Below are 24314 nucleotides of genomic sequence, written 5' to 3'. Positions count from 1 at the left end.
ACGCCATCGTCGTCGGCGCCGGCCTCGCCGGCCTCGTGGCCGCGGCAGAGCTGGTGGCGGCGGGCAAGCGGGTCATCCTCGTGGAGCAGGAACCCGCGGCGTCCTTCGGCGGGCAGGCCTGGTGGTCGTTCGGTGGACTGTTCCTCATCGACTCTCCGGAACAGCGCCGAATGGGCATCCACGACTCGCGTGAGCTCGCCGAGCAGGACTGGCTCGGATCGGCCGGCTTCGACCGCGAGGAGGACACCTGGCCCCGTCGCTGGGCGCAGGCCTACCTCGATTTCGCGGCCGGCGAGAAGCGGCGCTGGCTGCACGACATGGGCATGCGGTTCTTCCCGGTGGTCGGATGGGCGGAGCGAGGCGGAGCCGGCGCGATCGGGCCGGGCAACTCGGTGCCGCGCTTCCACATCACCTGGGGAACCGGGCCGGGCGTGGTCGAGCCGTTCGCGCTGCGCGTGAAGACGGGAGAATCGGCCGGGCTGGTGCGCATCCGTCACCGGCACCGTGCGGATGAGCTCGTGATGACGGATGGTGCCGTCACCGGCGTTCGCGGCTCGGTGCTCGCCGACGACTCGGCGGAGCGCGGTGAGCCCAGCAACCGCGAGGTCACGGGCGAGTTCGAGTTCTCTGCTCCGGCCGTCATCGTCGCGAGTGGCGGCATCGGCGGAAACCACGAGTTGGTGCGCGCGCAGTGGCCGGAGCGGCTGGGCGAGCCGCCGGCGACGATGCTGGCCGGCGTCCCCGCCCACGTCGACGGGCGGATGCTGAGCATCTCGGAACGGGCCGGGGCCCACCTCATCAACGGCGACCGGATGTGGCACTACACGGAGGGCGTGACCAACTACGCGCCGGTCTGGCGGAACCACGGCATCCGCATCCTGCCCGGACCGTCGTCGCTCTGGTTCGACGCCACAGGCAATCGCCTGCCGGCACCTCTGTACCCCGGTTTCGACACCCTCGGCACGCTCGAGCACATCATGGCGACGGGGCACGATCACAGCTGGTTCATCCTGACCCAGAAGATCATCGAGAAGGAGTTCACCCTCTCAGGCAGCGAGCAGAACCCCGACCTCACCGGCAAGGACCTGCGCCTTCTCGCCGCACGCGTGGGGCCTGGGGCGCCCGGCCCCATCGAGGCGTTCAAGGAGCGCGGCGAGGACTTCATCGTCGCCGACTCCCTCCCCGAACTGCTCGTCGCGATGCAACGGATGACGCCCGACGTGCCGATCGACACGGTCAACGTCGAGCGTGAGGTGGTGGCTCGCGACCGGGAGATCGACAACGACTTCTCGAAGGACCCGCAGGTCACCGCCCTCCGGGGCGCCCGCAGCTACCGCGGCGACAAGCTCATCAGGGTCGCGTCGCCGCACCGCATCCTCGACCCCAAGGCCGGGCCGCTCATCGCCGTCAAGCTGCACATCCTGACCCGCAAGTCGCTCGGCGGCATCGAGACCAACCTCGACGGCCAGGCGTTGCGGGCCGGCGGCGAGCCCATCCCGGGTCTCTACGCGGCCGGCGAGGCGAGCGGCTTCGGCGGCGGCGGCGTGCACGGCTACCGAGCGCTCGAGGGGTCCTTCCTCGGCGGATGCCTGTTCTCGGGTAGGCAGGCCGGACGAGCGGTGGCTGCCCTCTAGCCGCGTCGGTCGAGTACGTCGAGCGGCGGCGTCAGCCGCGCAGCGACCAGGACTTGCGGCGGACGAGCACGTGACCGCGGGATGAGGTGAGGCGCGTCCACGTTCCGGTCTCGAAGACGCTCACCGGCTCGTCGCCGCCGAGGAAACCGAGGCTCAGCGCCGCGAATGCTGCGCCGGCCGGCACCTGCTCGAGTCCGTCGACGGGGCGTGACCACACCTCCGCACGGGCACGCTGCACGAGCTGCTCGCCCGTTCCGGTGGGCACGGCATCCGCGATCTCGGCGATGCCCGCGTGCGCCGCAAGCTCGAGGGTCGCCGCATCCGTCGTGCCCTGAGCGTGCCAACCGCCGCGCGGAGGAGAGATCCCGGCCCAGGTGACGCTTCCGACCTCGTGGGGCAGTGCGATCGCCATCGAGGTGCCCGGGTCGACGGATGCCGAACGCGCGAGGCGATCCAGCAGCGACCGGCTGGGAACGACGGCGTCGAACTCCTGCGGCTCCGCGAGCGCGAAGGTGCGCAGCCCGAGCACCGTGGGAGTGTCGTCGAGCAACCCGCGCGGGTAGAGGATCGCCGTGTAAGCGGCCAGCACCCCGGCGGTGGCGATGAGGCGCACGGAGCCGTCCTCGACTCGGGCCGCACGGGAGAGGTAGGTGATGAGGTCGTCGAGGGAGGGGCGGTCGACGAGGGCGAAGGAGGCTGGCATCTCCCCTCTAAACTACCGAAGGACCCTGAGCGTTCAGGCTGCAACCACCCCCACTCCGGGGCGAACGCCCTGCGGCCGACGCACCGGGAGAAGGAGACCGCCCGTGACCGATCCCATCGACGGACTGCTGCACACCCTCGACCTCTCCGACACCGGAGCCCGCACGAGCGAGGACATCTTCACGGGTCCCTCGCAGTGGATGCCGCTCGGCCGCGTGTTCGGTGGACAGGTGCTCGCCCAGTCCATCGTCGCTGCGCAGCGCTCCGTCCCCGACGAGCGTGACATCCATTCCATGCACGGCTACTTCCTGCGTCCGGGCGACGTGAACCTGCCCATCACCTTCTCGGTCGACCGCATCCACGACGGACGATCGTTCTCCACGCGTCGAACGCAGGCGTACCAGAACGGCCTGCCGATCCTCTCGATGATCGCCTCGTTCCAGGACGAGGATCCGGGGGTCGAGCACCAGATCGAGATGCCGTCCGACCTCCCCGACCCCGAGGAGCTGCCGACGACGTCCGACCTGCTCGGGCACATCGACCACGACGCCGCCCGCTACTGGTCGGATGCGCGTGCGTTCGACATGCGGCACGTCGAGTCGCCCGTCTACCTGCGGGTCGACGGCGCCCACGTCGCCCACCAGGCCGTCTGGATGAAGGCCGGTCCTGGGCTGCCCGACGACGACAAGCTCCACCGCGCCGCCCTCGCCTACGCGTCGGACTACTCCATCCTGGAGCCGATCCTGCGACGGCACGGCGTGGCATGGGCGACCCCCGGTCTCAAGATCGCCAGCCTCGATCACGCCATGTGGTGGCACCGCTCGGGCCGTGTCGATGAGTGGATGCTCTACGTGCAGGAGTCCCCGAGTGCGAGCGGCGGCCGTGGCCTCAGCCTCGGCAGCATCTTCAGTCGCGACGGCCGCCTGCTCGCGAGTGTCGCGCAGGAGGGCATGGTGCGCGTCCCCGCACCGCGCTGAGGATCGCGACCGGGTCAGGACCCGACGGCGGTCACGTCACTCTGCAGCAGCACGTCCCCGGAGTCGACCGAGCGGATCTCGAGGTGACGGATGTCGCCGAGCCGCACATCGGTGGCCCCGGCGGCATCCACGTCGCTCCCCGGCTCGGCGCGCCAGGTCGAGACCAGACTCGAGACACCGGCACGATCGGTGACCCAGAGTCCGTACCGGGTCTCGGCCGAATAGCTCGAAGGATCTCCCCCGGCGGGCGGGTCGGTCGGCTGCACTCCGCCGGTGTAGCGGCATCGAGTGGAGAGCTCGGTCCCCCATGCGCGCGGCTGCATGCGCACATCGGCGGTCAGTGCCTCCTGCGTCGTCGAGGCCAGCTCGACCGTCACGGCGGTCGCGGAAGGCGCAGGGCCGGACACGCCGACGACCACCACGAGGACGATCGCCGCGGCTGCCGCGGTGAGCGATCCGATCGCCACGGCGGTCCAGCGCCGTCGTCGACGACGGATGCGGTGCTTGGCCAACGCCCCGGCGACCAGGTCGGACTGCGGAGACTCCGCCGACTCCCCCGGCACCTCCTCGATCGGAACCCGAGCGAGCAGGCTGGGGAGGCCGGCCACCTCGGCGACCGCCTCCGCACAACGCGGACAGGCCTCGAGGTGGCGCTCGTACTCCCTCCGCTCGGCTGGGCTGAGGGCGCCGAGCACGTAGGAGGCGTCCCAGTCGGCGTAGCGATCGGTCATCGTCCCATCACCCCGCGCTCCTGCAGGGCGAGACGCAGTGCGCGCAGCGCGTAGTGGAGGCGGGACTTGACCGTTCCCGCCGGGATCCCGAGTTCGGTCGCCGCATCCGCGATGGAGCGCCCGCCGTAGTAGACGCAGACCAGCACCGCCCGGTGGTCTGCACCTAGTGCCGCGAGCCCGTCGGCGATCAGCCAGCGGTCCAGCGCGGCATCCGTCTCATCGATCGCCGCCCGCTCGGGGAGGTTCTCGACGGTCACCTCCTGCTGCGCGCGGGCACTGCGTCGGTCGTCGATGACGAGGTTGCGGGTGACCGTGAACAGCCAGGCCCGAGCCGACCCCTCCGACTGATCGAGCACCTCGGGCTTCCGCCAGGCGCGGAGGAGAACCTCCTGCACGATGTCGTCGGCGAGGGCGCGATCGCCGGTGAGGCGCACGACGTAACGCCACAACGCGGCGGAATGCTCGTCGTGGATCGCCTGCAGCAGCGCATCGCGCTCGTCGGGCATCGCACACCTCCGTCCTTAACACGATGCCGCGGCCTCATCGGTTCAGTTATGGATCCGCTGAACCTTTCGACCGTTGCGTTCGTATACACCGGTAGCACTGCCAAGCTACTCGAACCGCACCGGAAGGATTCCCATGACCGAGAACCCCATCACCCGACGCACCGTGTTGACCATCGGAGGGGCATCGGCGACGGCGATCGCACTGGCCGCCTGCAGCCCGTCGGGCGGCAGCGCTCCTTCCTCGTCCGCGAGCCGATCGGCGGCCGCGCCGAGCACCTCGGCGGTCCCGAGCGCCGAGGCGAGCGCGCCGGCAGGCGGCGGGACCGAGATCGCCAAGCTCGCCGACATTCCGGTGGGCGGATCGATCGATGCCAAGCTCAACGGGGCGCCCATCCTCGTGTCGCAACCGACGGCCGGCACCGTCGTCGCCTTCAGCGCCATCTGCACGCATCAGGGCTGCATCGTCGCGGCAGCGGGCAAGGAGTTCGACTGCCCCTGTCACAACTCCAGCTACGACGCCGCGACCGGGGAGGTGCTCGGCGGCCCGGCGCCGAAGCCGTTGCCGAAGGTTGCCGTCTCCATCAGCGGTGACGCGGTCATCGCCTCCTGATGGACGGCTACTCGATCAACGGTCTGCCGCTGCACATCCTCATCGTGCACGTGGTGGTCATCGTCGTGCCGATTGCAGCCCTCGTCGTGCTGGTGGCCGCGGTGTGGCCGCGCGCGCGCCGATGGCTCGGCCTCGTCACGCCTATCCTGGGCATCCTGGCGGCACTGGTGGTGCCGCTCGCCACGCAGGCCGGCGCGTGGCTGGAGGATCGCCTGCGGTCGGCCCCGCTCATCGAGAAGCACGCCGCGCTCGGCGACACCCTGTGGCCGTGGACGCTCGCGCTCGCGATCCTGTCGGTCGTCGTCTACGTCTGGTACCGCGTCGTGGACAAGCGACCGACGGATGCACCGCCCTCGCGCAGCGTGCGCAGACTGGTGGCCATCGTGCTCGCCGTGGCCGCCGTCGTCGTGGTGCCGACAGGCATCACGCTGACCGTGCTCATCGGAGAGTCGGGCTCGCGCGCCGTGTGGGAGGGCTCGTACAGCGACACCCCCGTCGACCGGTGATCGTCTCTCAGCGTCGTTTCGCGAAGACGACCGGTTCACCCAGATAGGGCGTCCAGGCCGCACGCTCGCGGTCGTTGATGCGTCGCGGGCGCCCCGACGCCGCGTCGACGAGGACGAGGGTGGTCGCCGCCCGGGCGTACAGCACGACGGGCTCCGTGCCCTCCGGAGAGCGCACCTCGTAGCTGACCTCGAGGCTCGCGCCTCCCATCCGTCCGATCCAGAGTTGGATGTCGAGCGGCTGACGCAGGTAGGGCACCTGCGCGAGGTACTCGACTTCCTGGCGGGCGATGAGGGTGAGCGTCGACGCACCGGGTCGACCGTCGAGAACCGCCGTGGAGGCGCCGACGGCCTGTTCCGGTTCGCCGCCCACGGCGTCCTCCGTCACCCAGAAGGCGTGGATGCGCGCCTCCTCCAGCAGGCGGAGCATCTCGGCGTTGTTGACGTGCCCGTAGGCGTCGAGGTCGCTCCAGCGCAGCCGGATCGGCACGTGCAGGCGCATCGTGCTGGCCTCAGTCGCGGGTGAGCTTGCGGTAGGTGGACCGGGACGGGTTGGCCGCATCCGCGCCCAGACGCTCGACCTTGTTCTCCTCGTACGCCTCGAAGTTGCCCTCGAACCAGTACCAGGTGGCCGGATTCTCCTCCGTACCCTCGTAGGCGAGGATGTGCGTGGCGATGCGGTCGAGGAACCACCGGTCGTGCGTGATCACCACGGCACAGCCGGGGAATTCGAGCAGGGCATTCTCGAGGCTCGAGAGGGTCTCGACGTCGAGGTCGTTGGTGGGCTCGTCGAGCAGCAGGAGGTTTCCGCCCTGCTTGAGCGTGAGCGCCAGGTTGAGGCGATTGCGCTCACCGCCGGAGAGCACGCCGGCGGGCTTCTGCTGGTCGGGGCCCTTGAAGCCGAACGTCGAGACGTAGGCGCGCGAGGGAACCTCGGTCTTGCCGACCTGGATGTAGTCGAATCCGTCGGACACGACCTCCCAGAGCGTCTTCTTCGGGTCGATGCCGCCACGGGTCTGGTCGACGTAGGAGATCTCGACCGTCTCGCCGACCTTGACCTTGCCATCGTCGGCCGGCTCGAGGCCCACGATGGTCTTGAAGAGCGTGGTCTTGCCCACGCCGTTCGGGCCGATGATTCCGACGATGCCGTTTCGCGGGAGCGAGAAGCTCAGGTCGTCGATGAGGACACGATCGCCGAAGCCCTTCTTGAGCTTCGAGACCTCGAGGACCGTCTGACCGAGTCGCGGTCCCGGCGGAATCTGGATCTCCTCGAAGTCGAGTTTGCGGGTGCGCTCGGCCTCCGCCGCCATCTCCTCGTACCGCGCGAGGCGGGCCTTCGACTTCGCCTGTCGTCCCTTGGCGTTGGAACGCACCCAGTCGAGCTCCTCGGCGAGGCGCTTGGCGAGCTTGGCGTCCTTCTTGCCCTGCACGAGGAGTCGCTCGCGCTTCTTCTCGAGGTAGGTGGAGTAGTTGCCCTCGTAGGGGTAGAGACGTCCACGGTCGACCTCGGCGATCCACTGCGCGACGTGGTCGAGGAAGTACCGGTCGTGCGTGACGGCGAGGACGGCACCGTGGTACTTGCCCAGGTGCTGCTCGAGCCAGAGCACGCTCTCGGCGTCGAGGTGGTTGGTGGGCTCGTCGAGCAGGAGGAGGTCGGGCTTCTGGAGGAGGAGCTTGCACAGCGCGACACGGCGCTTCTCACCGCCCGAGAGGTGGGAGATGGTCTCGTCGCCCGGCGGGCAGCGCAGGGCGTCCATCGCCTGCTCGAGCTGGGAGTCCAGGTCCCAGGCATCCGCGTGGTCGATGTCCTCCTGCAGCGTGCCCATCTCGGCCAGCAACGCGTCGAAATCGGCGTCGGGGTCGGCCATCGCCGCTGAGATCTCGTTGAAGCGGTCGACCTTGCGCTTGATGTCCCCGAGACCCTCCTGCACGTTCTCGAGCACGGTCTTGCCCTCGTCGAGCTCCGGCTCCTGCATGAGGATGCCGACGGTGAACCCCGGCGTCAGCTTCGCCTCGCCGTTGGACGGCGTATCGAGGCCGGCCATGATCTTGAGGATCGTCGACTTTCCGGCGCCGTTCGGGCCGACGACGCCGATCTTGGCGCCCGGCAGGAACGCCATGGTGACGTCGTCGAGAATGAGCTTGTCGCCCACGGCCTTTCGGGCGCGGACCATGGAATAGATGTATTCGGCCATAGCGCTCACCAGTCTACGGGCGGCGGGCGACGCGCACCGTCGCGCCGGGGCCTACCAGTCGATGGGACGCGTGCTTCCCACGAGGCAGGCGCCCTGTGCCGTCGGGCTGACGACGACGCTGTGGTAGCCACCGGAGGCCGGACCGTACTGCCCGACGAGGCATTTCTCGTTGAACAGCACCGAGAACTGCACGGAGTCGGCTGCGAGATTCACCGCGGTGCGGTCGGGCGTCACCTGCATGGCCGCCTTGTCGAAGCCGGCCGCGACCAGCGCGTCGATGAAGTCGCGACCTCCCGCGCCAGCGTTGGCGGCGATCACCTTGTTGTTCACCAGGTCGAAGTACGGCTGGTTGCGTTCGGCCGAGAGAGTGGGAGCCAGTTCGGGGACGGCCGCCGAGGGGGTGGCTGATGCCGTCGCCGTCGGACTGGCGACCCGGGTGGTCGCCGATGTCGTCGGCGCCGGAGATGTCGGAGTGCACCCGGCCAACGCCGCCACGGCGGCCAACCCGACGATCACGGCGATGATGCCGCGTGAACAGATGTCGGTCCCACCGGTCATCGCCCTCGCCCGTCCTGCCGCCCGGCCGACCTCACCGGGTCGAGGATGCCGGGGTCGGCCATGTCGCATCGAGTCTACGGGCGACGCCCGTGGTCGAGGTCAGGCGAGCGCGTGTTCGAACGAGGCCTGCGAGCCATCCGATGGCGACACGGTCGCCCAGGCGTCGCCGTCTTCGGCGTCGTTCGACGACTCGGACCCGGCCGGGTTCTCCACGGACGTCTTGACCCGGGTGAAACGGCTGACTCCGAGTACGAGGTTGTGGCCGATCGCGTCGGCGTCCACGTCGACGGCGATTCCCGAGCGCTCCTCCTTGGTCCACGTGCGTACGCGCAGGCGTCCGGTGACGATGACACTCTCGCCCTTGTGTAGCGAGCCGCGCACGTTGTCGGCGAGCTGTCGGTACGCCTGCACCGTGTACCAGTTGGCCGGCGAGTCGACCCACTCCTGCGTCTTGCGGTCGAGGTAGCGATGGCTCGAAGCGAGCCGGAAACTGACCATCGGGACGCCGCCCGAGGTCTGGAACGATGCCGGCTCGGTGCCGACGACGCCCGTGATGGTGATGGTGTCCGTCATGGTTCCTCCTGTTCAGGATCGGATGCCGCTCGGCACCCGTTGCTCGCCACCCCGGCGGGTGATTCGTGCCGGGTTGCACCCGGCCGGGGTCGCGAGACTCCAGCCTGCGGGTCCCCGGGCGTGAGCGGGCACGGCCGGAACGATCGGTTGACCTGATCACCTCAGGTCTCGGCTGGGGAGGAGTCGCTCGGCCGCCCTAGAGTGGCCGCATGACCTACGTGGCCGACGCCGACCGATACTCCTCGATGACCTACCGACGCAGCGGGCGCAGCGGTCTGATGCTCCCGGCGCTCTCGCTGGGTCTCTGGCACAACTTCGGACACGAGCGACCCATGGACGTGCAGCGCGCCATCGTCCGCCGCGCCTTCGACCTCGGAGTCACCCACTTCGACCTCGCCAACAACTACGGGCCGCCCTACGGCTCCGCCGAGACCAACTTCGGTCGTGTCTTCGCCGAGGATCTGCGGCCGTATCGCGACGAGATGATCGTGTCCTCGAAGGCGGGCTACGACATGTGGCCAGGGCCCTACGGCGATGGCGGATCACGCAAGTACCTGCTGGCCTCGCTCGACCAGAGCCTCACGCGCCTCGGCCTCGAGTACGTCGACATCTTCTACTCCCACCGACCGGACCCGGAGACGCCCATCGAGGAGACGATGGGCGCACTCGCCAGCGCGGTCAGCCAGGGGAAGGCGCTCTATGTCGGAGTCTCTAACTACGACCCAGAGCAGACCCGTGCAGCGGCGGCCGCGCTCGCCGTTCACGGCATCCCGCTCACCATCCACCAGCCGCGCTATTCGATGTTCGACCGCCACGTCGAGGACGGACTCTTCCCCGCTCTCGATGAGGTGGGCGCAGGCAGCATCGTGTTCTCCCCGCTCGCCCAGGGCCTCCTCACGGATCGCTACCTCGACGGCCGCGTGCCCGCCGATTCTCGCGCCGCGACGAGCAGGTTCCTCTCCGAGGATGCCATCGACGAGACCTACCTCGAGCGTGTCCGCGGTCTGGCCGAGGTCGCCAGCGGAAGGAACCAGAGCATCGCGCAGCTCGCCCTGAGCTGGGTGCTGCGCCAGGAAGCGGTGACGAGCGCCCTCATCGGCGCGTCGAGCGTGGCGCAGCTCGAGCAGAACGTCGCGAGTCTGGATGCCGGACCGCTCACGGACGACGAGATCGCGGCGATCGAGCCGCTCGCCGTGCACGGAACCGGCATCTGACGCTCCGCGCCACGACTCGAGGCACGCCGAGCGGGTAACGCCGTCCGCCTGCCACCCGCGGGTAGAGTCCGCCACATGCAGTGGTTCAACGACTTCAGTGACTGGCTCTTCTCCGCGAGCGCGCGCCCCGCCATCTTCACGGCCGCGCTCCTCGTCGTCGTAATCGTGGTTTCCGGGCTCCTCTCGGCCTGGGTCGCGCGAGCGAGCGTCCGCGCCCTCATCGAGCAGCGCGATCGTGAGATCAAGGGCGCCGCCATCGCCGCGCTCATCGACGCGGCCACCGAGGCCTCCGTATGGAACTCGCTCACCCCTCAGGAGCAGATCCTGGCCGACCGCGCCGTCGGCGAGGCCGACATCCGTGTACGGATGCTCCCCATTCGCGGCGCGGCCGTGGCAGCCGACTGGGCTGCCCACCAACTCCACGAGCTCAAGCGGGCCTCTGCGACGTTCGGCTACGAACTCGAGCCCGCGGTGCTCGAGTTCCGTGATCGACTCATCGACTGGCAGCGCCGCCCCGGGCGGGCACGCCGCACCTTCCAGAGCGACCTCGCCCGCTTCAAGGTCATGAACAGCACGAGCGAGACGAAGCTGCAAGCCGATCAGGACGCCTGGGTCGCCGAGCAGCACCACCAGCAGTTCAGCGACGAGAGGGTCGAGCCGGCGGCGTACGCGGCAGCGACGCAGCCCGTGCAGTCGGCTCAGCCGGCACGGACGCCCGCCCGCACGGCACCCACCGCCGAGACCCAGCGTCTGCTCGACGACGTCTCGCAACTGCCCACGCACCGGGATGCCGACCGCACGACCACGGGAACCGTCCCCACGGCCTGAATGCTCAGACGCCGACGCGGTCGATGCGCCACCAGCCGTCAGCGGGTGACACCGGCGAGAATCGCTTGTGGCGAGTCGCCAAGTAGCGGTTCTCGATGGCCTCGGCCACGGCGTCCGGCACCTCGCCGCCCTCGAGGAAGTCGTCGATGTCGTTATAGGTGATGCCGAGGTTGGCCTCATCCGTCTGGCCCGGAGTCTCGTCGAGAAGGTCGGCCGTCGGCGCCTTGGCGTAGAGCTGTTCCGGGGCGCCGAGGTGACGCAGCAGCGCCTTGCCCTGCCGCTTGCTCAGACCCGATAACGGCAGCACATCCGCTCCCCCGTCGCCGAACTTGGTGAAGAAACCCGTGACCGCCTCGGCGGCGTGATCGGTTCCGACGACGAGGCAGCCGTGCTGGCCCGCGATGGCGTACTGGGCGATCATGCGCGCCCGAGCCTTCACGTTGCCCTTGGTGAAGTCGATCATGCGCTCATTCATCGCGTCCTCGTACTCGAGGGCGAAAGCGTCGACGCTGGTATGGACGTTGAAGACGGCTCGACGTGTCGGCTGGATGAACTCCAGCGCGAGCTGGGCATCCGCCTCGTCAGCCTGGACGTTGTACGGCAACCGCACGGCGATGAAGGTCGCCTCCACGCCCTCGGCCGCGAGCTCCTCGGTGGCCAGCTGGCAGAGTCGGCCGGCCAGCGTCGAGTCCTGACCTCCGCTGATGCCGAGTACGAGGCCCCGTGCCCCTGATTCGCGGAGGTACTCCGTGAGGAAGTCGATGCGGCGGCGCACCTCCTCGGCGGGCTCGATCTCGGGTTGGACGTCGAGGTCGCTGATGATCTGTGCCTGCATCTCTCGCATTCCTCGAATGTAGCGCGACGTGCGCACGGCTGCTCGGATGGCGGCGCGGCTCACGGTGGATGCTGAGCGAGCGCGGGAGTATCGGTGCCATGAACGTCTCCGTCAGCGGTCTCGTGTTCGTCCCCCTCATCGCGGTGGCCGCTCCGCTGATCGCGGCAGCCCTCGGTCGGTTCGTGAAGATCCCGCTGGTCGTGTTCGAGATCCTCCTCGGCCTGATTCTCGGGCCGGCGGTGCTCGGCTGGGTCAGGTCCGACGACGCCATCCACCTCCTGTCCGAGTTCGGACTGGCGATGCTGTTCTTCCTGGCCGGCAACGAGATCGACTTCGGCGCCATCCGCGGTCGACCGCTCAACCGGGCGATGATCGGATGGCTGATCTCGTTGGTGGCCGGTGTCGCGATCGGCATCGCGTTCGCCCCGTCCATAGGCGCCGGCGTCTTCATCGGAGTGGCCCTCAGCTCGACCGCACTGGGCACCCTGATGCCGGTCTTGAGGGACGCCAGCGAGCTGAGGTCGCCGTTCGGCATCGCCATCCTCGCCATCGGGGCGGTGGGCGAGTTCGGCCCTCTGCTGGCGATCTCCCTGTTCCTGAGCGGACGATCGCCCGTGCAGGCCACGCTCGTCCTGGTCGGATTCGCGATCGTCGCCGGAGCAGCCATCTGGCTCGCGGCTCGCGGCGCTGGGAGGGGGCTCCATCGCTTCGTCACGAGCACGCTGCACACCAGCGGTCAGTTCGCCGTGCGGTTGGTGATGTTCGTGCTGCTCGCCTTGGTGGCGCTGAGCATCGTGCTCGGTCTCGACATGCTGCTGGGCGCCTTCGCGGCGGGCGTCATCTACCGCCTGCTGCTCTCGGGTGCACCGGAGCGCGACGCGGAGCAGATCGAGTCCAAGCTGGAGGCGGTGGGCTACGGATTCCTGGTGCCCGTGTTCTTCATCAACACCGGCCTGACCTTCGACCTCGGGGCGCTCCTCTCGGACCCTCGCGCGCTGCTGCTGGTGCCGATCTTCGTCCTGCTCCTGATCGTCGTCCGTGGTCTGCCGAGCGGGCTCGCAGCCCCGGCCGGGTCGTCGCTGATCGATCGCGGTGCCGTCGTCCTGCTCGGCGCGACCGGACTGCCCATCATCGTTGCGGTCAGCAACATCGGCGTCCAGCAGGGCGACCTCACCACTGCCACCGCGGCGGCTCTGGTCGGCGCCGGCATGCTCAGCGTGCTGCTGTTCCCGCTCATCGGGCTGGCGATGCACAAGCGCGCTCCGGAACACCTCGACTCCGAGCCGGGCGGGCCCCATCCGTTCATCGCCGAACAGGGCTGATGCGACGTGCCCCCGGCAGGAATTGAACCTGCGACCAAGAGATTAGAAGGCTCCTGCTCTATCCGCTGAGCTACGGGGGCGCGACTGTCCACGATACCCCAGCGCTCCTGATCAGACCGCTTTCGCCGCGGCCACCAGCACCTGCTGCAGGGTGGGCACGCCGGTGGCCCGGAACACCTCGTCGCCCGTGTCGCCACGCACGATGACCGTCGGCGTGGAACGGATGCCCTCCGCAGCCGCCCGATCGTTGTCCCGGGCGACATCGATCTCGGTCACGACGGCTCCGGGAATCAGACGCGCGGCCTCGGTCATGACGACCCGCGCCTGCATGCACGGCTCGCAGAAGGCCGAGGTGTAGAACTCCAGCAGCATCTGCCCAGTGTAGGCAGCTCGGAATGCGCGTCGGTGGCGCCATCTAGACTCGATGGCATGGCACAGGGCGCTGACCGACTCGTTTGGATCGACTGCGAGATGACGGGACTCGACCTCAGCGTCGACGAGCTCGTCGAGATCGCGATCGTCATCACCGATTTCGACCTCAACCCGGTCGACGAGGGCATCAGCATCGTCATCAAGCCCGATGACTCGGCGCTCGAGCACATGGGCGACTTCGTGCGCAACATGCACACCGAGTCCGGGCTCATCACCGAGATCCCCCACGGCGTGAGCGTGGCCGAGGCCGAGTACGCCGCCGTCGAGTACGTGCTCAAGCACGTCCCAGCCGAGCAGAAGGCGCCCCTTGCCGGCAACAGCATCGGCACCGATCGCGGTTTCCTCGCCGCGTTCATGCCTCGACTCGACGGCCACCTGCACTACCGCGTCGTCGACGTGTCGTCCATCAAGGAGCTCGCACGCCGCTGGTATCCGCGCGTCTACTTCAACGCTCCCGCCAAGAACGGCGGACACCGCGCCCTCGCCGACATCCTCGAGTCCATCCGCGAGCTGGCCTACTACCGACGCGCGCTCTTCGTCGCCGAGCCCGGCCCGAGCAGCGAGGACGCGCAAGCCGTCGCCGCATCCGTCGTGTCGGACTTCGCCTCGCGCGTGTAATACACTCTTCTAGTTGCCTCGCGGCCTGACGCGGGGAGCATGGTGGGTATAGCTCAGTTGGTAGAGCGCCTGGTTGTGGTCCAGGAGGCCGCGGGTTCAAGCCCCGTTACTCACCCCATCGAGCGCCTGGTCGTGGTGCAGAGACACCGCGAGGCCGCGGGTTCAAGCCCCGTTACTCACCCCAAATCTGCAGCACGTGTCAAGGGTCCGCGAGCGTCCGGCGTTGCCACTACGGTCTAACCATGAGCGACGTCTTTCCCTCCGTCAGGCCTCCCGCAGGCGCACATCCCGAAGCCGTGAGGGTGGTGCTCTACGACAGCGGCTCGATCGCGAGCGACCTGCTCTCGCACCTGATCGAGCACTCCACGATCGACATCGTGGGCGGGTCCAGCACCAGCACAACCCGGGCCACGCTCGAGAAGGCCGGCCAGCGACCGATGGAGGCCGGCCTCGAGGATCCGTCCATCGGCGACGCGATCCGGTACGCCGCGCGCGTGGGTGCGGCGATCGTCTACGCCGACGTCCCCCTCACGCCGGAGGACTGGATGCGCAGCGTGCTGGAGGCCATCGCGGATGTCGTCTCGGAGGGCGGATCCGTCCCACTCCTGCATGTCCTCGGCGGTGGAACTCTGGGTGAGGGACCAGTCGCCGTCGCGACCACGAGCGGACGAGTCGGCGGTCCCGAGGTGGCAGCCGCCATCCGGGCAGCCGGCATCCTGGGGCGGGACATCGAGATCGTGACGCCGACAGGTGACAACGACGTCGAGCAGAGTATCGCATCCGCTCAGGAGCTCGCCTCGGCCGCGGGCATCGCCCTGACGCACCGCGTCGTCGACGACCCGGACACCGACATGATCGTGCGCGCCGCGGCCGTGTCCGTCGTTCTCCTGGCCGTGCTCGACGTGGAGGGCAAGCTGCGCCCGGGCAAGGACGTCAAGCACAAGACCCTCGCAGGGGGGTCGGTCAAGGGCGTCATCGATGCGATCGGCTCCGCTCCCCCGCACGACCTCCTGATCTACTTCGACGGCCCGGCGATGGTCGACGGGGCGGAGCCGGCTGCCGGAGACGACGGCAGCGACGTCACGGGCGGATCGCAGTCGATCGCATAGCGGCCGCCCGTAGGCTCTGTGCATGCCCCTGCAGCTGGACGACGATTCGTTCGAGGCGCTCGTCGTGGCCGAACTCGATGCCCTTCCCGATGAGATGGTCGACGGCTTGGAGAACGTCGTCTTCGTCACGGAGGACCGCCCGGAGGACGGTTCGCTCGACCTCCTCGGGCTCTACGACGGGGTGGCCGTCACCGAGCGCGGACAGTACGGGTTCGGTGAGATGCCCGACCGCATCATCCTCTACCGCGAGCCGTTGCTGGCCATCTGCGCTGACGAGGACGAGCTGAGGGACGAGATCCACGTGACGCTCGTACACGAGATCGCCCACTTCTACGGCATCGACGACGAGCGGCTGCACGATCTCGGCTGGGCCTGAGCGCGGCGTCACGGCCCCCGCCGATCGCCCGGGTTAGCCTGAGCGCATGGAAATCCGACCCGGCCGCATCGTCGGCATCCTGGTCGGCACCGTGGTCATCCTCGGCCTCGGCGTTTACGGCCCCGTCACTCTGCTCGCGCCCCTGCCCGCCGTGCAGGCGAGCGTCGTCGATGCTCTCGATCCGGCCGCAGCGGCCGCGCCCCCCGTGCTCCCCGCCGACGGCGCGAGCGCGGTGGTCGTCTCCGGAAGCAGCACACCGGTCGCCACCGCGGGCATCACCGATCCGGTTCCGATCGCCGGGGTCGCCAAGGCGATCGAGGCGTTGGTCGTCATCGACGCGAAGCCCGTCGCCGTCGGAAACACCGGCCCCACCCTGACCATCTCGAACGAGGACTACGCCGACTACATCGACTACTCGAAGGCGGACGCGCGGGCGATCCCCGTGTTCCTCGGCGAGACCTGGACCGAGCGAGAGGTGCTTCAAGCGGTCCTGCTGGGTTCGAGCAACAACCATGCCGACACCCTCGCGCGCTGGGCATTCGGCTCCGTCGACGCGTACACGACGGCCGCAGCGACGTGGCTCACCGCTCACGGCCTCACGGGGACCCACATCTCCGACGCGACCGGGCTCTCGGGCGACACCGTTGGCACGGCGACGGATGCGGCACGCGTGGCCGACCTCGTCATGTCGCAGCCGACCCTCGCCGAGATCCTGAGCAACCCCGCCACCTCGCTCGTGAACAACCGCGGCGTCGACAACACGACGAACGAGTACGCGGACCTCGGCGTGTTCGGCATCTCACGCAGCTTCAGCGACCCCGCGGGCGTCTGCTTCCTCTTCACCACCACCGTCGGGACTGGGGAGACCAGCACCACCATCGCCGGCGCGTTCCTCCGCGAGCCCGACTACGACACCCTGCCCACCGACCTCAAGGCGTTCGTGACGGGAGCCCAGACGGGCGCGGCTCCGGTCGCCGTCGTCGCCAAAGGCGCCTCTCACGCGCACTTCCGGGCGGCATGGGGCGCCGAGGCGAACGGAGTGGCTGGCGCAGACATCACCCGCTCGGCCTGGCAGATCGGCTCCGCCGGCGCGAAGGTCGATCTCGACGCCTTCAGCACGGGCCTGGAGGGTGGCCTGGTCGGTCACGTCGGCATCGCCGGCGGTCCTCAGGTTCCCCTCAAGCTCGACCGGGCCATCAAGGACCCCGGACTCGGCTGGAGGCTGATGCATCCGTTCGCGATGATCTCATCGCTCATCGCGGCGAACAGGTGAGCGCGGGCTAGCCCTGCCAGCCGTCTCCCTCGTCCTCGTCGGAGACGGGGCTGTCGCTGTCGCCCGCGTCGAAGCGGTAGCGCACGTGCTTCTCGCCGTTGACGTCGCGCTCGTCGATGGCGTCGTACCAGAAGGTCGACTCGAGGCCGTCGACCGCGGCCACCATGGCCAGCCGCTCTTCGTGGGAGCCGCCGACCAGCACCCGGGACTCGACATCACCGTCGAGGGGTCCGTCGGTGAACTCGGCGATGTAGACGACGTCGTGTGGCTCTGCAGTACTCATGCATCCAACCTACCGTCGCGCGGCATCGACCGGCGGCGGTTGCGCGCCGTCCACGATGACGGATGCCGAAGTCCGCGGATTCTCGCGTGCCTCGAAGCGGCGCCACTGCGCATCCCACATGTCCCAGTGCTCGTCGAAGGCGCCGGCGTCCCGGGCGAGCGCCCGTCGTTTGCGTACCGCATCCGGCGCTTCGACCCACACCCCCACCTCGACGAAGGGCAGCGCGGCGCGGCTGAGAGCACCGCACCCCTCCACGATGAGCGGACGAACGGCGTCCAGGTCGTGCCACTCGGCCGGGAGGCCGGCCATCCAGTCCCACCGCCGCCAGCCACCGGGGCGCCCCTGGGAGCGCGGCAGCAGGATGTCCTCCACGACCGCAGCGCTGGCCGCCGCCAGGCCCGACCAGCCGGGGTAGAAGGCGTCCAGTCGCACGAGCTGGGCATCCGGCCAGTGCTCGGCGACGGCATCGGCGAATACCGACTTGCCCGAGCCGCTCGGGCCATCGATCACGACGGTGGCAGGGGCGTGCGCCCTCGACGCCCGCTCGAGCACGTGCGCCACCCCGGCGAGCGGATTCACGAACCCACGAACCGGAACGCGCCCGTCGCAACGGCAGCACCGATGGCCGCCGCCATGATCGCCACCGCCACCACGACCAGCACGCCGTCGCGCCAGGACAGGGTGGACGGGCGAGCCCACGTCCGAGGTAAGCCCGACCCGAATGCTCGCGCCTCCATCGCCACCGCGAGCTTGCTGCCGCGCCGCACCGCGAAGACCAGCAGCACGAACGCCATCGACGCGAAGCGACGGATCGCCCCCGTGTCGGCCACCCCGCGCGCACGGCGAGCCATGCTGAGGCTGCGCCAGTCGTCGATGAACAGGCCGAGCAGGCGTGTTCCGGCCAGCACGCCGAGCACGAAGCGCGACGGCAGGTGGGCAACCTGTGCGAGGGCGTCGGCGAGGCGGGTGGGGTCGACGCGGGAGAACAGCAGGATCGTCGGGATTCCGAGCGCGATGACGCGCAGGGCGACGGCGACCGCGAGCCGGATGGACTCGTCGCTGATGGTGGCCAGCCAGAAGCGGGCGTGCACCGTCCCGCCGGGCTCGGCGTACAGCAGCATGCTGAGGCCCGCGATGGGGGCGAACGCGACGAGCGGCAGGGCTCGCCGGGCCAGGACCGCCAGCGCGACTCCCGTGAACGGGAGCAGGGCGAGCTCGAGGAGGACGGCGACGGATGCGCTCACCGCGTCGATGCTCGCGAACAGCGGCACCGAGAGCACCACGGCTGCCAGCAGACGCGTGACCGGGTTCACCCCGTCGAGCCAGGCCCGAGGGGATTCGGCATCGAGGTCGCGCCGTTCGGCGACGACGGCACTCACGCGGCCGCCGCCGTGTCGGGCTGCGTGCGGAGTTCCATGCGGCGCGTGCCGAGGATGCGCACGACCTCCGGGTCGTGCGTCACGGAGACCACGCTCGTACCCCGTCGCACCTGATCGGCCAGAAGTCCGACGAGGGCTATCCAGCTCACGCGGTCCTGTCCGAACGTGGGCTCGTCGAGCACCATGACGGCCGGATTGGTGGCCAGCACGGTCGCAACGGACAGCCTCCGCTTCTGGCCACCCGAGAGCGTGAAGGGGTTGGCGCCGGCCAGCGCCGCGAGATCGAGTCGGACGAGCAGTTCGTCCACGCGCGCATCGACCGCCGCGACCGTCATCTTCACGGCGCGAGGGCCGACAGCAAGCTCGTCGCGGACGGTCGAGGTGATGAACTGGTGCTCCGGGTCTTGGAAGACGGTGCCGATGCGCGTGAGGAGTTCCCGGGAGCGCCAGCCCGCTGGTCGCGTCCCGCCGCGCCCGGCGAACCGCTCGGAAGCCCGCACGCGTCCAGCTCGCTCCGGCAGCAGCCCGGCCAGCGTGAGCGCGAGAGTCGACTTGCCCACGCCGTTGGGGCCCGTGATCACGGTCGACGACGCCGCACGGAATTCGAGGTCGAGATCGCGCAGAACGACGGACGATACCGCGCGTCCGATCGCCAGACCCTCCGTGCTGAGCACCACCTCGCCGACTGGGGCGCTCCCCGGCTCGAGCGGCAACGGCATCCCCGGGACCCACACCCCTGACGCGGCCAGTTCGACCGCTCGCGAAGCGAAGACGGTGGCGGGCGGTCCATCCGCCAACAGCCCACCGGCCGCATCCAGCACGATGACGCGGGTCATCAGCGACGCCCACACGTCGGTGCGGTGCTCGACGATGATGAGGGTCGAATCGGATGCGATGTGCGCGACGGCATCGCGTACCTCGGCGACGCCCTCAGGATCGAGGTTGGCCGTGGGTTCGTCGAGCAGCAGCAGCCCGGGACGCATCGCGAGCACTCCGGCCAGGGCGAGCCGCTGCTTCTGGCCGCCGGACAGGGCAGCCGTCGAACGCGTCAGCGGGAGATCGAGACCCACGGAGTCGAGCGCGTCGTCGACCCGTCGCCAGATCTCATGGCGATCGATGCCCAGGTTCTCGCAGCCGAACGCCACGTCGTCACCGACGCGTGAGAGCACGACCTGGGAGTCGGGATCCTGCAGCACGAGGCCGATGCGACCCCGCTGAGCTTCCGGTCGTTCTCCGTCGATCAGGAGCGTGCCGGTCTCGTCGCCCTCGTCGGCGCCGCCGAGCAGTCCGGCGAGGCCGGCGAGCAGCGTCGACTTGCCCGAACCCGACGCGCCGAGCAACAGCACCCGCTCCCCGGGTTCGATGGTGAAGCTCACGTCACGCACCGCCGGAGCACGCCGACCGGCGTGCCGCCATCCCCAGCCCGATGCCGCAACGCGAGCCCCGCCACCACGAGGCATGCTCAGGCCTCCCGGCCCGATTCCCGCCCGGCGGCGAACCGCGAGAGCGCACCGGTGGAGGCGAGGCCGCGCACCAGCACCCAGCCCAGCAGGCCGGCCAGGATCGCGCCGGAGACGAGCAGCGACGCGAGGTAAATCGTGTTGAACTCGACGCTCTTCGCGATGTTGCCGTAGAGGAAGAACTCGAGCAGCCACGCCCCGGCGCCTGCGCCAGCGCCGGCGAGAGCGGCCACCCCCGGGCCGAAGAACCGGTAGGCGAACAACGCGAACACGATCTCGGCCCCGAGCCCCTGCGCTAGACCGGAGTAGATGGTCGAGATGCCCCAGGCATTGCCGATGAGCGCTGAGACGATCGCCGCGATCACCTCGACCAGGACCGCGGCTCCCGGCTTGCGGATGATGAGGCCTCCGACCACGCCACCGATCAGCCAGATGCCGACAGCGATGCCGCCGAAACCCGGGGTGAGGGCGTTCATGCCCTCGTACCACAGGCCGCCGATGGCGTTCCAGGCCCAGAACACGAGCCCGATGGCGACACCGAGCACGGCGGCGATGACGATGTCCACGACGCGCCAGCGTCGGGAGCGGATGCGGGTCGACGGGGCTGTATCCGCCGTCATGGTGCGGTTGTCGTTCTGCACTGATCGTGCCCTTTCGTTGAGAAAAGAGGGCACGGGATGGAGTTCTGCCTCCCTGCGCTGGCATGATCCAGATCAGGTTCGACGGTCGAAGGTTGAAAAAACCTTCCTCTCAGCCCGGTTCACCGGACTCCCGTGTTCGCGTCGAGTCTAGCCCCGCGGGGCGGGCGACTCGCGAGAGCTAGTGCTTGAGCGCGCGGATGACCTTCTTCAAAGCCCAGCCGGTCGAGGCGACGAACGGGATGCCCACGGCCAGCAGCGCGATGATGTTGGGATCGAACCGGGTGATGCCGCCGCGGCTGATGTAGGCGCCGATGGGCACGGAGTATCCGCCACCACCGCCGCCGGAGCCGATCCCCTTCATGGTGGCGAGCTTGGAGTCGCCGGTGGCCTCATCGACGCTGCCGCCTCCGAAGCCGTACCAGACCAGTGCGACCGGGATGATCGTCGAACCGCCGAGTTCCACGGGGTCACCGTATGCGGCCTGTACGCCGAAGTCCTTGGCTGAGTCTGCGAGCTGGGTCACGAGGTTCGTCATGCGTTCACGCTACCCCGCGCTCGTGCTGGCCGATAGGGGTCAGCGATCGGATGACGGACGGATGAGCGCGGCCGGTTTCACACTGCCGCGACCGAACCGCGCGCTCACCTCGTCGACGGCGGCCTCGGCGTCGCGCCAGTCCTCGTCGGGGTCCCACAGGCCGAGGCCCGGGCCGCCCTCGCCGAGTTGCTCGACCCGCACGCCGATGAGACGGATGCGCCGACCGGCCGCGCCGCTCGCCTCCCACGCCGCCACGGCCTCCTCGTAGATGCGCCGACCGACGTTGGTGGGCTCGGAGAGGGTGCGCGACTTGGTCATGGTGGTGAAGTCGGTGAAGCGCACCTTGAGTACGACCGTGCGGCCGAGCAGCCCGGCCGCGCGCAGACGCGCGGCGGCGTCATCGGACTGGCGGAGCATGGCGCGCCGGACATCTGCATCCTCCGTCACGTCGTAGCCGAAGGTCACCTCGTGCCCGATGCTCTTCTCCTCACGATGGACGGAGACCGAGCGCGGGTCGTCGCCGTTCGCCAGGTGCTGCAGCCGAGTGGCCAGCGCCTCCCCGACTGCTCGACGCAGCGCCTCGTACGGCGTGTCGGCGACGTCTCCCACCAGCCGGAGCCCGAGCCGTTCGAGCTGTTGCTCGGTGGCGGGACCGACGCCCCAGAGGGCGCTGATGGGCAACGGGCGCAGGAAGGCGAGCGTCTGGTCGGGGGGCACGACGAGCAGTCCGTCGGGCTTGGAGCGGCTCGAGGCGACCTTGGCCACGAACTTGCTCGCCGCGGCGCCGACGCTGCAGGTGAGTCCGGTCTCGGCGAACACCCGGGCCCGGATGGCCGTCGCGATCTGCGAGGGGCTGCCGTGCAGGCGGCGAGCACCGCGCACGTCGAGGAACGCCTCGTCGACGCTGAGCTTCTCTACCAGCGGCGTGAAGTCGCCGAAGATGTCCATGACCTGAGCGGAGTACTGCTGGTACAGCGCGTAACTGCCGGGAAGGACCGTCGCGTTCGGGCACCGGCGCAGGGCGACCGACATGGGCATGGCGGAGTTCACGCCGTAACGGCGCGCCTCGTAGTTGGCCGCCGACACGACGGATCGCGGGCCCAGACCGCCGACGATGACGGGCGTTCCGCGCAGGTCGGGCCTGCTCAGCAGTTCGACGGACGCGAAGAACGCATCCATGTCGATGTGCAGGATGTCGGCGCCGGTGTCGTCGACCGGCGTCTCGTTCACCTGCCGCGACCGGCCGTCCTGCTTGCTCATCTGCTATGACCCTAACGGCTGCAGCCGACAACGCGTCGGGAGCTCAAAAGCCGCCGAAATCGCCGCCTCCGAAGTCGCCTCCGTTACCCCAGTCCCCGCCCCCGAAGTCGCCACCGCTTCCGTCGCCGCCGTAGGCGCCCCCGGCATCCACGCTGCCGGCACCGGATCCGTCGGCGCTGAAGCCATCCCCTCCGGAACCGTCGGCGCCTGACCCGTCCGCTCCTGACCCGTCCGCTCCCGAGCCGTCGGCACCCGAGCCATCGGCGGCGAACGCATCGGGGCCCGGGAGGAAGGCGCTGACCAGCGCGGACCCGATGACGTACCCGGCGATCGTGCCGAGCATCGACGACGCGAGCATCGATCCGAAGCCCATCCCGCCGCCGCCGAACGCGCGCTCCGCCGATCCCGGCGCCCGCATCTCGGCTCGCGTGGTGGCCCGCGCCAGGCTGCGCGCATCGTCGGCGTGAGGGGCCTCGCCAGCTGGCGCCGCGGCGCTGAGGTCACGGAAGACCTGGGCGCGCTGCTCGGGCGTCAGCTTAGCGAACGCCTCCTCGTGAACCTGCTCGATGGTCTCGGGCGGGGCGGTCCGCAGCAGATAGCGGTAGCGCTCGACGGCGATCTCGTCGTCGGAGCGCGGAGCATCCGGTCGCGCCGGCTGCCGCTGCGGCTCCTCGCGGCCCATCAGTCGATCGAGGAATCCCATGGTCGTCTCCTTCACGTGTCCGTCTGCGGAGCGTACCGAGCACTCCTGAGAATCGCGCATCACCCGGCGTCCGCCCTGCTGCAGGATTGCCACATGCAGATGCACGCCAACCAGCTGCACGTCGACGCCGAGCTCGTCAGCGCCCTCGTCGACGCCCAGTATCCCGAATGGAGCGGACTGCCCATCGAGCCGATCTCGGGCAGCGGTACGGTGAACGCGATCTTCCGCATCGGCCACGACCTCACGGCGCGTCTGCCGTTGCAGAGGACGGACCCGACCCTCGCCCGGTCCGAGCTGGAGCGGGAGGCGGGGGCGCTGGCCGAGTTCGCAGCGGTGAGTCCCTTCCCAGCACCGATGCCTGTCGCCCTGGGACGTCCCGGTGTCGGGTACCCGATGCCGTGGGCGGTGCAGACGTGGCTCGACGGGGAGGTCGCGTCACCGGTCAGTGTCGCAGCGTCCGCCGCACTCGCGCAGGATCTGGCGGAGCTCATCCGAACGTTGCGCTCGGCCCCGACGCGAGGCCGGCGCTTCCGAGGCCGAGGACGTGGCGGCATCCTCCGTGATCACGATGCGTACGTGCTCGAATGCATCGAGCGGACCGAACAGTTCTCGGATGGCGAGCCTCTACGCGCCCTCTGGGAACGATTTCGAGAGCTCCCCGACGGTGCATCCGCCGTGATGACCCACGGCGACCTGACACCGTGGAACATCCTGACCGCCGACGATCGCTTGAACGGGGTGCTGGACGCGGGATCGTTCGGTCCGGCGGACCCGTCCCTCGATCTCGTCTGCGCCTGGCACCTGTTCGATGCGCGGACGCGAGCGGTGCTGCGTGACGCTCTCTCAGCCGGTGAGGTCGAGTGGCGGCGCGGCGCTGCGTGGGCGTTCCAGCAGGCGATGGGTCTCGTCTGGTACTACCGCACGTCGAACCCGCCCATGGCCGGGCTCGGCGAGACCACGCTGGCGCGCCTCCTCGAAGACGACGAGCTCCGTTCCTGAGTCCCTGCGGCGGGGTTTCCGAACGGGAGTCGAGACGATCGCCGCCGTTGCTGGAACG

General features: G+C 69.4%; 29 protein-coding genes, 2 tRNA genes and 1 riboswitch. Of the genes, 13 read left to right on the top strand and 18 right to left on the bottom strand.

Going from position 1 to position 24314, the window contains the following annotated elements; genetic code table 11:
- Positions 1-5 precede the first annotated feature (5 nt).
- On the top strand, positions 6-1634 hold the full coding sequence (locus E6C70_RS02885) for an FAD-binding dehydrogenase (RefSeq protein WP_235833318.1): 1629 nt from the start codon (positions 6-8) through the stop codon (positions 1632-1634).
- Between the two features lie 31 nt (positions 1635-1665).
- Here E6C70_RS02885 and E6C70_RS02880 read toward each other — a convergent pair whose 3' ends face one another.
- Entirely contained in the window at positions 1666-2337 is a 672-nt protein-coding gene (locus E6C70_RS02880) for a DUF8185 domain-containing protein (protein WP_136422049.1), read from the bottom strand.
- A gap of 103 nt (positions 2338-2440) precedes the next feature.
- On the opposite strand from E6C70_RS02880, the gene E6C70_RS02875 reads away from it, so the two are divergent.
- A complete protein-coding gene (locus E6C70_RS02875; RefSeq protein WP_235833245.1) occupies positions 2441-3313 on the top strand; it encodes an acyl-CoA thioesterase in 873 nt (290 codons plus the stop codon).
- Positions 3314-3327: 14 nt separating this feature from the next.
- On the opposite strand, the gene E6C70_RS02870 is transcribed toward E6C70_RS02875, so the two are convergent.
- On the bottom strand, positions 3328-4044 hold the full coding sequence (locus E6C70_RS02870) for an anti-sigma factor family protein (RefSeq protein ID WP_136422047.1): 717 nt from the start codon (positions 4042-4044) through the stop codon (positions 3328-3330).
- Positions 4041-4550, bottom strand: a complete 510-nt coding sequence (locus E6C70_RS02865) for a sigma-70 family RNA polymerase sigma factor (protein ID WP_136422045.1) — start codon at positions 4548-4550, stop codon at positions 4041-4043. Before E6C70_RS02865 ends, E6C70_RS02870 begins: the two co-directional genes overlap by 4 nt.
- Positions 4551-4683: 133 nt before the next feature.
- Here E6C70_RS02865 and E6C70_RS02860 point away from each other — a divergent pair, with 133 nt between their 5' ends.
- Together E6C70_RS02860 and E6C70_RS02855 are read left to right on the top strand one after the other, a co-directional pair.
- A complete protein-coding gene (locus E6C70_RS02860) occupies positions 4684-5160 on the top strand; it encodes a QcrA and Rieske domain-containing protein (RefSeq protein ID WP_136422043.1) in 477 nt (158 codons plus the stop codon).
- Positions 5160-5666 (top strand): DUF2231 domain-containing protein, encoded by a 507-nt coding sequence (locus E6C70_RS02855; protein ID WP_136422041.1) that lies wholly within the window; start codon positions 5160-5162, stop codon positions 5664-5666. The genes E6C70_RS02860 and E6C70_RS02855 overlap by 1 nt, the downstream gene beginning before the upstream one ends.
- 7 nt (positions 5667-5673) lie before the next feature.
- Here E6C70_RS02855 and E6C70_RS02850 read toward each other — a convergent pair whose 3' ends face one another.
- The 4 genes from E6C70_RS02850 to E6C70_RS02835 all read right to left on the bottom strand — a co-directional run bounded on the left by E6C70_RS02850 (position 5674) and on the right by E6C70_RS02835 (position 8989).
- Positions 5674-6165, bottom strand: a complete 492-nt coding sequence (locus E6C70_RS02850) for an acyl-CoA thioesterase (protein ID WP_136422039.1) — start codon at positions 6163-6165, stop codon at positions 5674-5676.
- Between the two features lie 10 nt (positions 6166-6175).
- Entirely contained in the window at positions 6176-7858 is a 1683-nt protein-coding gene (ettA, locus tag E6C70_RS02845) for an energy-dependent translational throttle protein EttA (protein WP_136422037.1), read from the bottom strand.
- A 51-nt stretch (positions 7859-7909) separates the two neighbouring features.
- Positions 7910-8416 carry a DUF6993 domain-containing protein gene (locus tag E6C70_RS02840; RefSeq protein WP_136422035.1) on the bottom strand — a complete coding sequence of 169 codons (507 nt, stop codon included), beginning with the start codon at positions 8414-8416 and terminating at the stop codon, positions 7910-7912.
- A gap of 99 nt (positions 8417-8515) precedes the next feature.
- Entirely contained in the window at positions 8516-8989 is a 474-nt protein-coding gene (locus tag E6C70_RS02835; protein WP_136422033.1) for a single-stranded DNA-binding protein, read from the bottom strand.
- A gap of 209 nt (positions 8990-9198) precedes the next feature.
- On the opposite strand from E6C70_RS02835, the gene E6C70_RS02830 reads away from it, so the two are divergent.
- Positions 9199-10203, top strand: coding sequence for an aldo/keto reductase (locus tag E6C70_RS02830; protein WP_136422031.1), 1005 nt, complete (start codon positions 9199-9201; stop codon positions 10201-10203).
- 75 nt (positions 10204-10278) lie between these two features.
- Positions 10279-11031: a hypothetical protein gene (locus E6C70_RS02825; RefSeq protein ID WP_136422029.1), complete on the top strand. Its 753-nt coding sequence runs from the start codon at positions 10279-10281 to the stop codon at positions 11029-11031.
- A gap of 4 nt (positions 11032-11035) precedes the next feature.
- Here E6C70_RS02825 and nadE read toward each other — a convergent pair whose 3' ends face one another.
- Positions 11036-11875, bottom strand: a complete 840-nt coding sequence (nadE, locus tag E6C70_RS02820) for an NAD(+) synthase (protein WP_136422028.1) — start codon at positions 11873-11875, stop codon at positions 11036-11038.
- 89 nt (positions 11876-11964) lie between these two features.
- Between nadE and E6C70_RS02815 the strand changes: the two genes are divergently transcribed.
- Positions 11965-13188, top strand: coding sequence for a cation:proton antiporter (locus E6C70_RS02815; protein ID WP_136422026.1), 1224 nt, complete (start codon positions 11965-11967; stop codon positions 13186-13188).
- A 7-nt stretch (positions 13189-13195) separates the two neighbouring features.
- Here E6C70_RS02815 and E6C70_RS02810 read toward each other — a convergent pair.
- Positions 13196-13268: transfer RNA gene (locus E6C70_RS02810), tRNA-Arg, on the bottom strand.
- 31 nt (positions 13269-13299) lie between these two features.
- On the bottom strand, positions 13300-13560 hold the full coding sequence (locus tag E6C70_RS02805) for a thioredoxin domain-containing protein (protein ID WP_136422024.1): 261 nt from the start codon (positions 13558-13560) through the stop codon (positions 13300-13302).
- Positions 13561-13617: 57 nt separating this feature from the next.
- Between E6C70_RS02805 and orn the strand changes: the two genes are divergently transcribed.
- The 5 genes from orn to E6C70_RS02780 all read left to right on the top strand — a co-directional run bounded on the left by orn (position 13618) and on the right by E6C70_RS02780 (position 16996).
- On the top strand, positions 13618-14238 hold the full coding sequence (gene orn, locus E6C70_RS02800) for an oligoribonuclease (RefSeq protein ID WP_136422022.1): 621 nt from the start codon (positions 13618-13620) through the stop codon (positions 14236-14238).
- A gap of 42 nt (positions 14239-14280) precedes the next feature.
- Positions 14281-14356, top strand: a tRNA-His gene (locus E6C70_RS02795).
- Positions 14357-14480: 124 nt separating this feature from the next.
- Positions 14481-15347, top strand: a complete 867-nt coding sequence (locus tag E6C70_RS02790) for a hypothetical protein (RefSeq protein ID WP_136422020.1) — start codon at positions 14481-14483, stop codon at positions 15345-15347.
- 22 nt (positions 15348-15369) lie between these two features.
- Positions 15370-15723 carry a metallopeptidase family protein gene (locus tag E6C70_RS02785; RefSeq protein ID WP_136422018.1) on the top strand — a complete coding sequence of 118 codons (354 nt, stop codon included), beginning with the start codon at positions 15370-15372 and terminating at the stop codon, positions 15721-15723.
- 46 nt (positions 15724-15769) lie between these two features.
- Positions 15770-16996, top strand: coding sequence for a D-alanyl-D-alanine carboxypeptidase family protein (locus E6C70_RS02780; RefSeq protein ID WP_136422016.1), 1227 nt, complete (start codon positions 15770-15772; stop codon positions 16994-16996).
- 7 nt (positions 16997-17003) lie between these two features.
- Here the strand turns inward: E6C70_RS02780 and E6C70_RS02775 are convergent, their stop codons facing one another.
- The 8 genes from E6C70_RS02775 to E6C70_RS02740 all read right to left on the bottom strand — a co-directional run bounded on the left by E6C70_RS02775 (position 17004) and on the right by E6C70_RS02740 (position 23257).
- Entirely contained in the window at positions 17004-17279 is a 276-nt protein-coding gene (locus tag E6C70_RS02775) for a hypothetical protein (RefSeq protein ID WP_136422015.1), read from the bottom strand.
- A 9-nt stretch (positions 17280-17288) separates the two neighbouring features.
- The gene (locus E6C70_RS02770; RefSeq protein ID WP_235833244.1) at positions 17289-17858 is read right to left on the bottom strand and encodes a nucleoside/nucleotide kinase family protein; all 570 of its coding nucleotides are present in this window, start codon (positions 17856-17858) and stop codon (positions 17289-17291) included.
- Positions 17855-18658, bottom strand: coding sequence for an energy-coupling factor transporter transmembrane component T family protein (locus tag E6C70_RS02765; protein ID WP_136422013.1), 804 nt, complete (start codon positions 18656-18658; stop codon positions 17855-17857). Before E6C70_RS02765 ends, E6C70_RS02770 begins: the two co-directional genes overlap by 4 nt.
- Positions 18655-20118 carry an ABC transporter ATP-binding protein gene (locus E6C70_RS02760; protein WP_136422011.1) on the bottom strand — a complete coding sequence of 488 codons (1464 nt, stop codon included), beginning with the start codon at positions 20116-20118 and terminating at the stop codon, positions 18655-18657. The genes E6C70_RS02765 and E6C70_RS02760 overlap by 4 nt, the downstream gene beginning before the upstream one ends.
- A 2-nt stretch (positions 20119-20120) precedes the next feature.
- The gene (locus E6C70_RS02755; protein ID WP_136423681.1) at positions 20121-20738 is read right to left on the bottom strand and encodes an ECF transporter S component; all 618 of its coding nucleotides are present in this window, start codon (positions 20736-20738) and stop codon (positions 20121-20123) included.
- A gap of 53 nt (positions 20739-20791) precedes the next feature.
- A riboswitch (TPP riboswitch) is annotated at positions 20792-20903 on the bottom strand.
- Positions 20904-20937: 34 nt separating this feature from the next.
- A complete protein-coding gene (locus E6C70_RS02750) occupies positions 20938-21294 on the bottom strand; it encodes a hypothetical protein (RefSeq protein WP_136422009.1) in 357 nt (118 codons plus the stop codon).
- A 39-nt stretch (positions 21295-21333) separates the two neighbouring features.
- A complete protein-coding gene (gene dinB, locus E6C70_RS02745; protein ID WP_136422007.1) occupies positions 21334-22554 on the bottom strand; it encodes a DNA polymerase IV in 1221 nt (406 codons plus the stop codon).
- Between the two features lie 43 nt (positions 22555-22597).
- Positions 22598-23257 (bottom strand): hypothetical protein, encoded by a 660-nt coding sequence (locus E6C70_RS02740; protein ID WP_136422006.1) that lies wholly within the window; start codon positions 23255-23257, stop codon positions 22598-22600.
- A 93-nt stretch (positions 23258-23350) separates the two neighbouring features.
- On the opposite strand from E6C70_RS02740, the gene E6C70_RS02735 reads away from it, so the two are divergent.
- Entirely contained in the window at positions 23351-24256 is a 906-nt protein-coding gene (locus tag E6C70_RS02735; protein ID WP_136422003.1) for a phosphotransferase, read from the top strand.
- The last annotated feature ends 58 nt before the right edge of the window (positions 24257-24314 follow it).

The sequence above is a fragment of the Orlajensenia flava genome, from assembly GCF_004801905.1.
Lineage (GTDB): Bacteria > Actinomycetota > Actinomycetes > Actinomycetales > Microbacteriaceae > Orlajensenia > Orlajensenia flava.
This window is presented reverse-complemented; position numbering and strand designations above follow the sequence as displayed.

Coding starts and splice junctions, on each gene's coding strand:
- E6C70_RS02880 (WP_136422049.1), bottom strand. CDS start 2,337: ATGCCAGCCTCCTTCGCCCTCGTCGACCGCCCCTCCCTCGACGACCTC.
- E6C70_RS02870 (WP_136422047.1), bottom strand. CDS start 4,044: ATGACCGATCGCTACGCCGACTGGGACGCCTCCTACGTGCTCGGCGCC.
- E6C70_RS02865 (WP_136422045.1), bottom strand. CDS start 4,550: ATGCCCGACGAGCGCGATGCGCTGCTGCAGGCGATCCACGACGAGCAT.
- E6C70_RS02860 (WP_136422043.1), top strand. CDS start 4,684: ATGACCGAGAACCCCATCACCCGACGCACCGTGTTGACCATCGGAGGG.
- E6C70_RS02855 (WP_136422041.1), top strand. CDS start 5,160: ATGGACGGCTACTCGATCAACGGTCTGCCGCTGCACATCCTCATCGTG.
- E6C70_RS02850 (WP_136422039.1), bottom strand. CDS start 6,165: ATGCGCCTGCACGTGCCGATCCGGCTGCGCTGGAGCGACCTCGACGCC.
- ettA (WP_136422037.1), bottom strand. CDS start 7,858: ATGGCCGAATACATCTATTCCATGGTCCGCGCCCGAAAGGCCGTGGGC.
- E6C70_RS02840 (WP_136422035.1), bottom strand. CDS start 8,416: ATGACCGGTGGGACCGACATCTGTTCACGCGGCATCATCGCCGTGATC.
- E6C70_RS02835 (WP_136422033.1), bottom strand. CDS start 8,989: ATGACGGACACCATCACCATCACGGGCGTCGTCGGCACCGAGCCGGCA.
- E6C70_RS02830 (WP_136422031.1), top strand. CDS start 9,199: ATGACCTACGTGGCCGACGCCGACCGATACTCCTCGATGACCTACCGA.
- E6C70_RS02825 (WP_136422029.1), top strand. CDS start 10,279: ATGCAGTGGTTCAACGACTTCAGTGACTGGCTCTTCTCCGCGAGCGCG.
- nadE (WP_136422028.1), bottom strand. CDS start 11,875: ATGCGAGAGATGCAGGCACAGATCATCAGCGACCTCGACGTCCAACCC.
- E6C70_RS02815 (WP_136422026.1), top strand. CDS start 11,965: ATGAACGTCTCCGTCAGCGGTCTCGTGTTCGTCCCCCTCATCGCGGTG.
- E6C70_RS02805 (WP_136422024.1), bottom strand. CDS start 13,560: ATGCTGCTGGAGTTCTACACCTCGGCCTTCTGCGAGCCGTGCATGCAG.
- orn (WP_136422022.1), top strand. CDS start 13,618: ATGGCACAGGGCGCTGACCGACTCGTTTGGATCGACTGCGAGATGACG.
- E6C70_RS02790 (WP_136422020.1), top strand. CDS start 14,481: ATGAGCGACGTCTTTCCCTCCGTCAGGCCTCCCGCAGGCGCACATCCC.
- E6C70_RS02785 (WP_136422018.1), top strand. CDS start 15,370: ATGCCCCTGCAGCTGGACGACGATTCGTTCGAGGCGCTCGTCGTGGCC.
- E6C70_RS02780 (WP_136422016.1), top strand. CDS start 15,770: ATGGAAATCCGACCCGGCCGCATCGTCGGCATCCTGGTCGGCACCGTG.
- E6C70_RS02775 (WP_136422015.1), bottom strand. CDS start 17,279: ATGAGTACTGCAGAGCCACACGACGTCGTCTACATCGCCGAGTTCACC.
- E6C70_RS02760 (WP_136422011.1), bottom strand. CDS start 20,118: ATGCCTCGTGGTGGCGGGGCTCGCGTTGCGGCATCGGGCTGGGGATGG.
- E6C70_RS02755 (WP_136423681.1), bottom strand. CDS start 20,738: ATGACGGCGGATACAGCCCCGTCGACCCGCATCCGCTCCCGACGCTGG.
- E6C70_RS02750 (WP_136422009.1), bottom strand. CDS start 21,294: ATGACGAACCTCGTGACCCAGCTCGCAGACTCAGCCAAGGACTTCGGC.
- dinB (WP_136422007.1), bottom strand. CDS start 22,554: ATGAGCAAGCAGGACGGCCGGTCGCGGCAGGTGAACGAGACGCCGGTC.
- E6C70_RS02740 (WP_136422006.1), bottom strand. CDS start 23,257: ATGGGATTCCTCGATCGACTGATGGGCCGCGAGGAGCCGCAGCGGCAG.
- E6C70_RS02735 (WP_136422003.1), top strand. CDS start 23,351: ATGCAGATGCACGCCAACCAGCTGCACGTCGACGCCGAGCTCGTCAGC.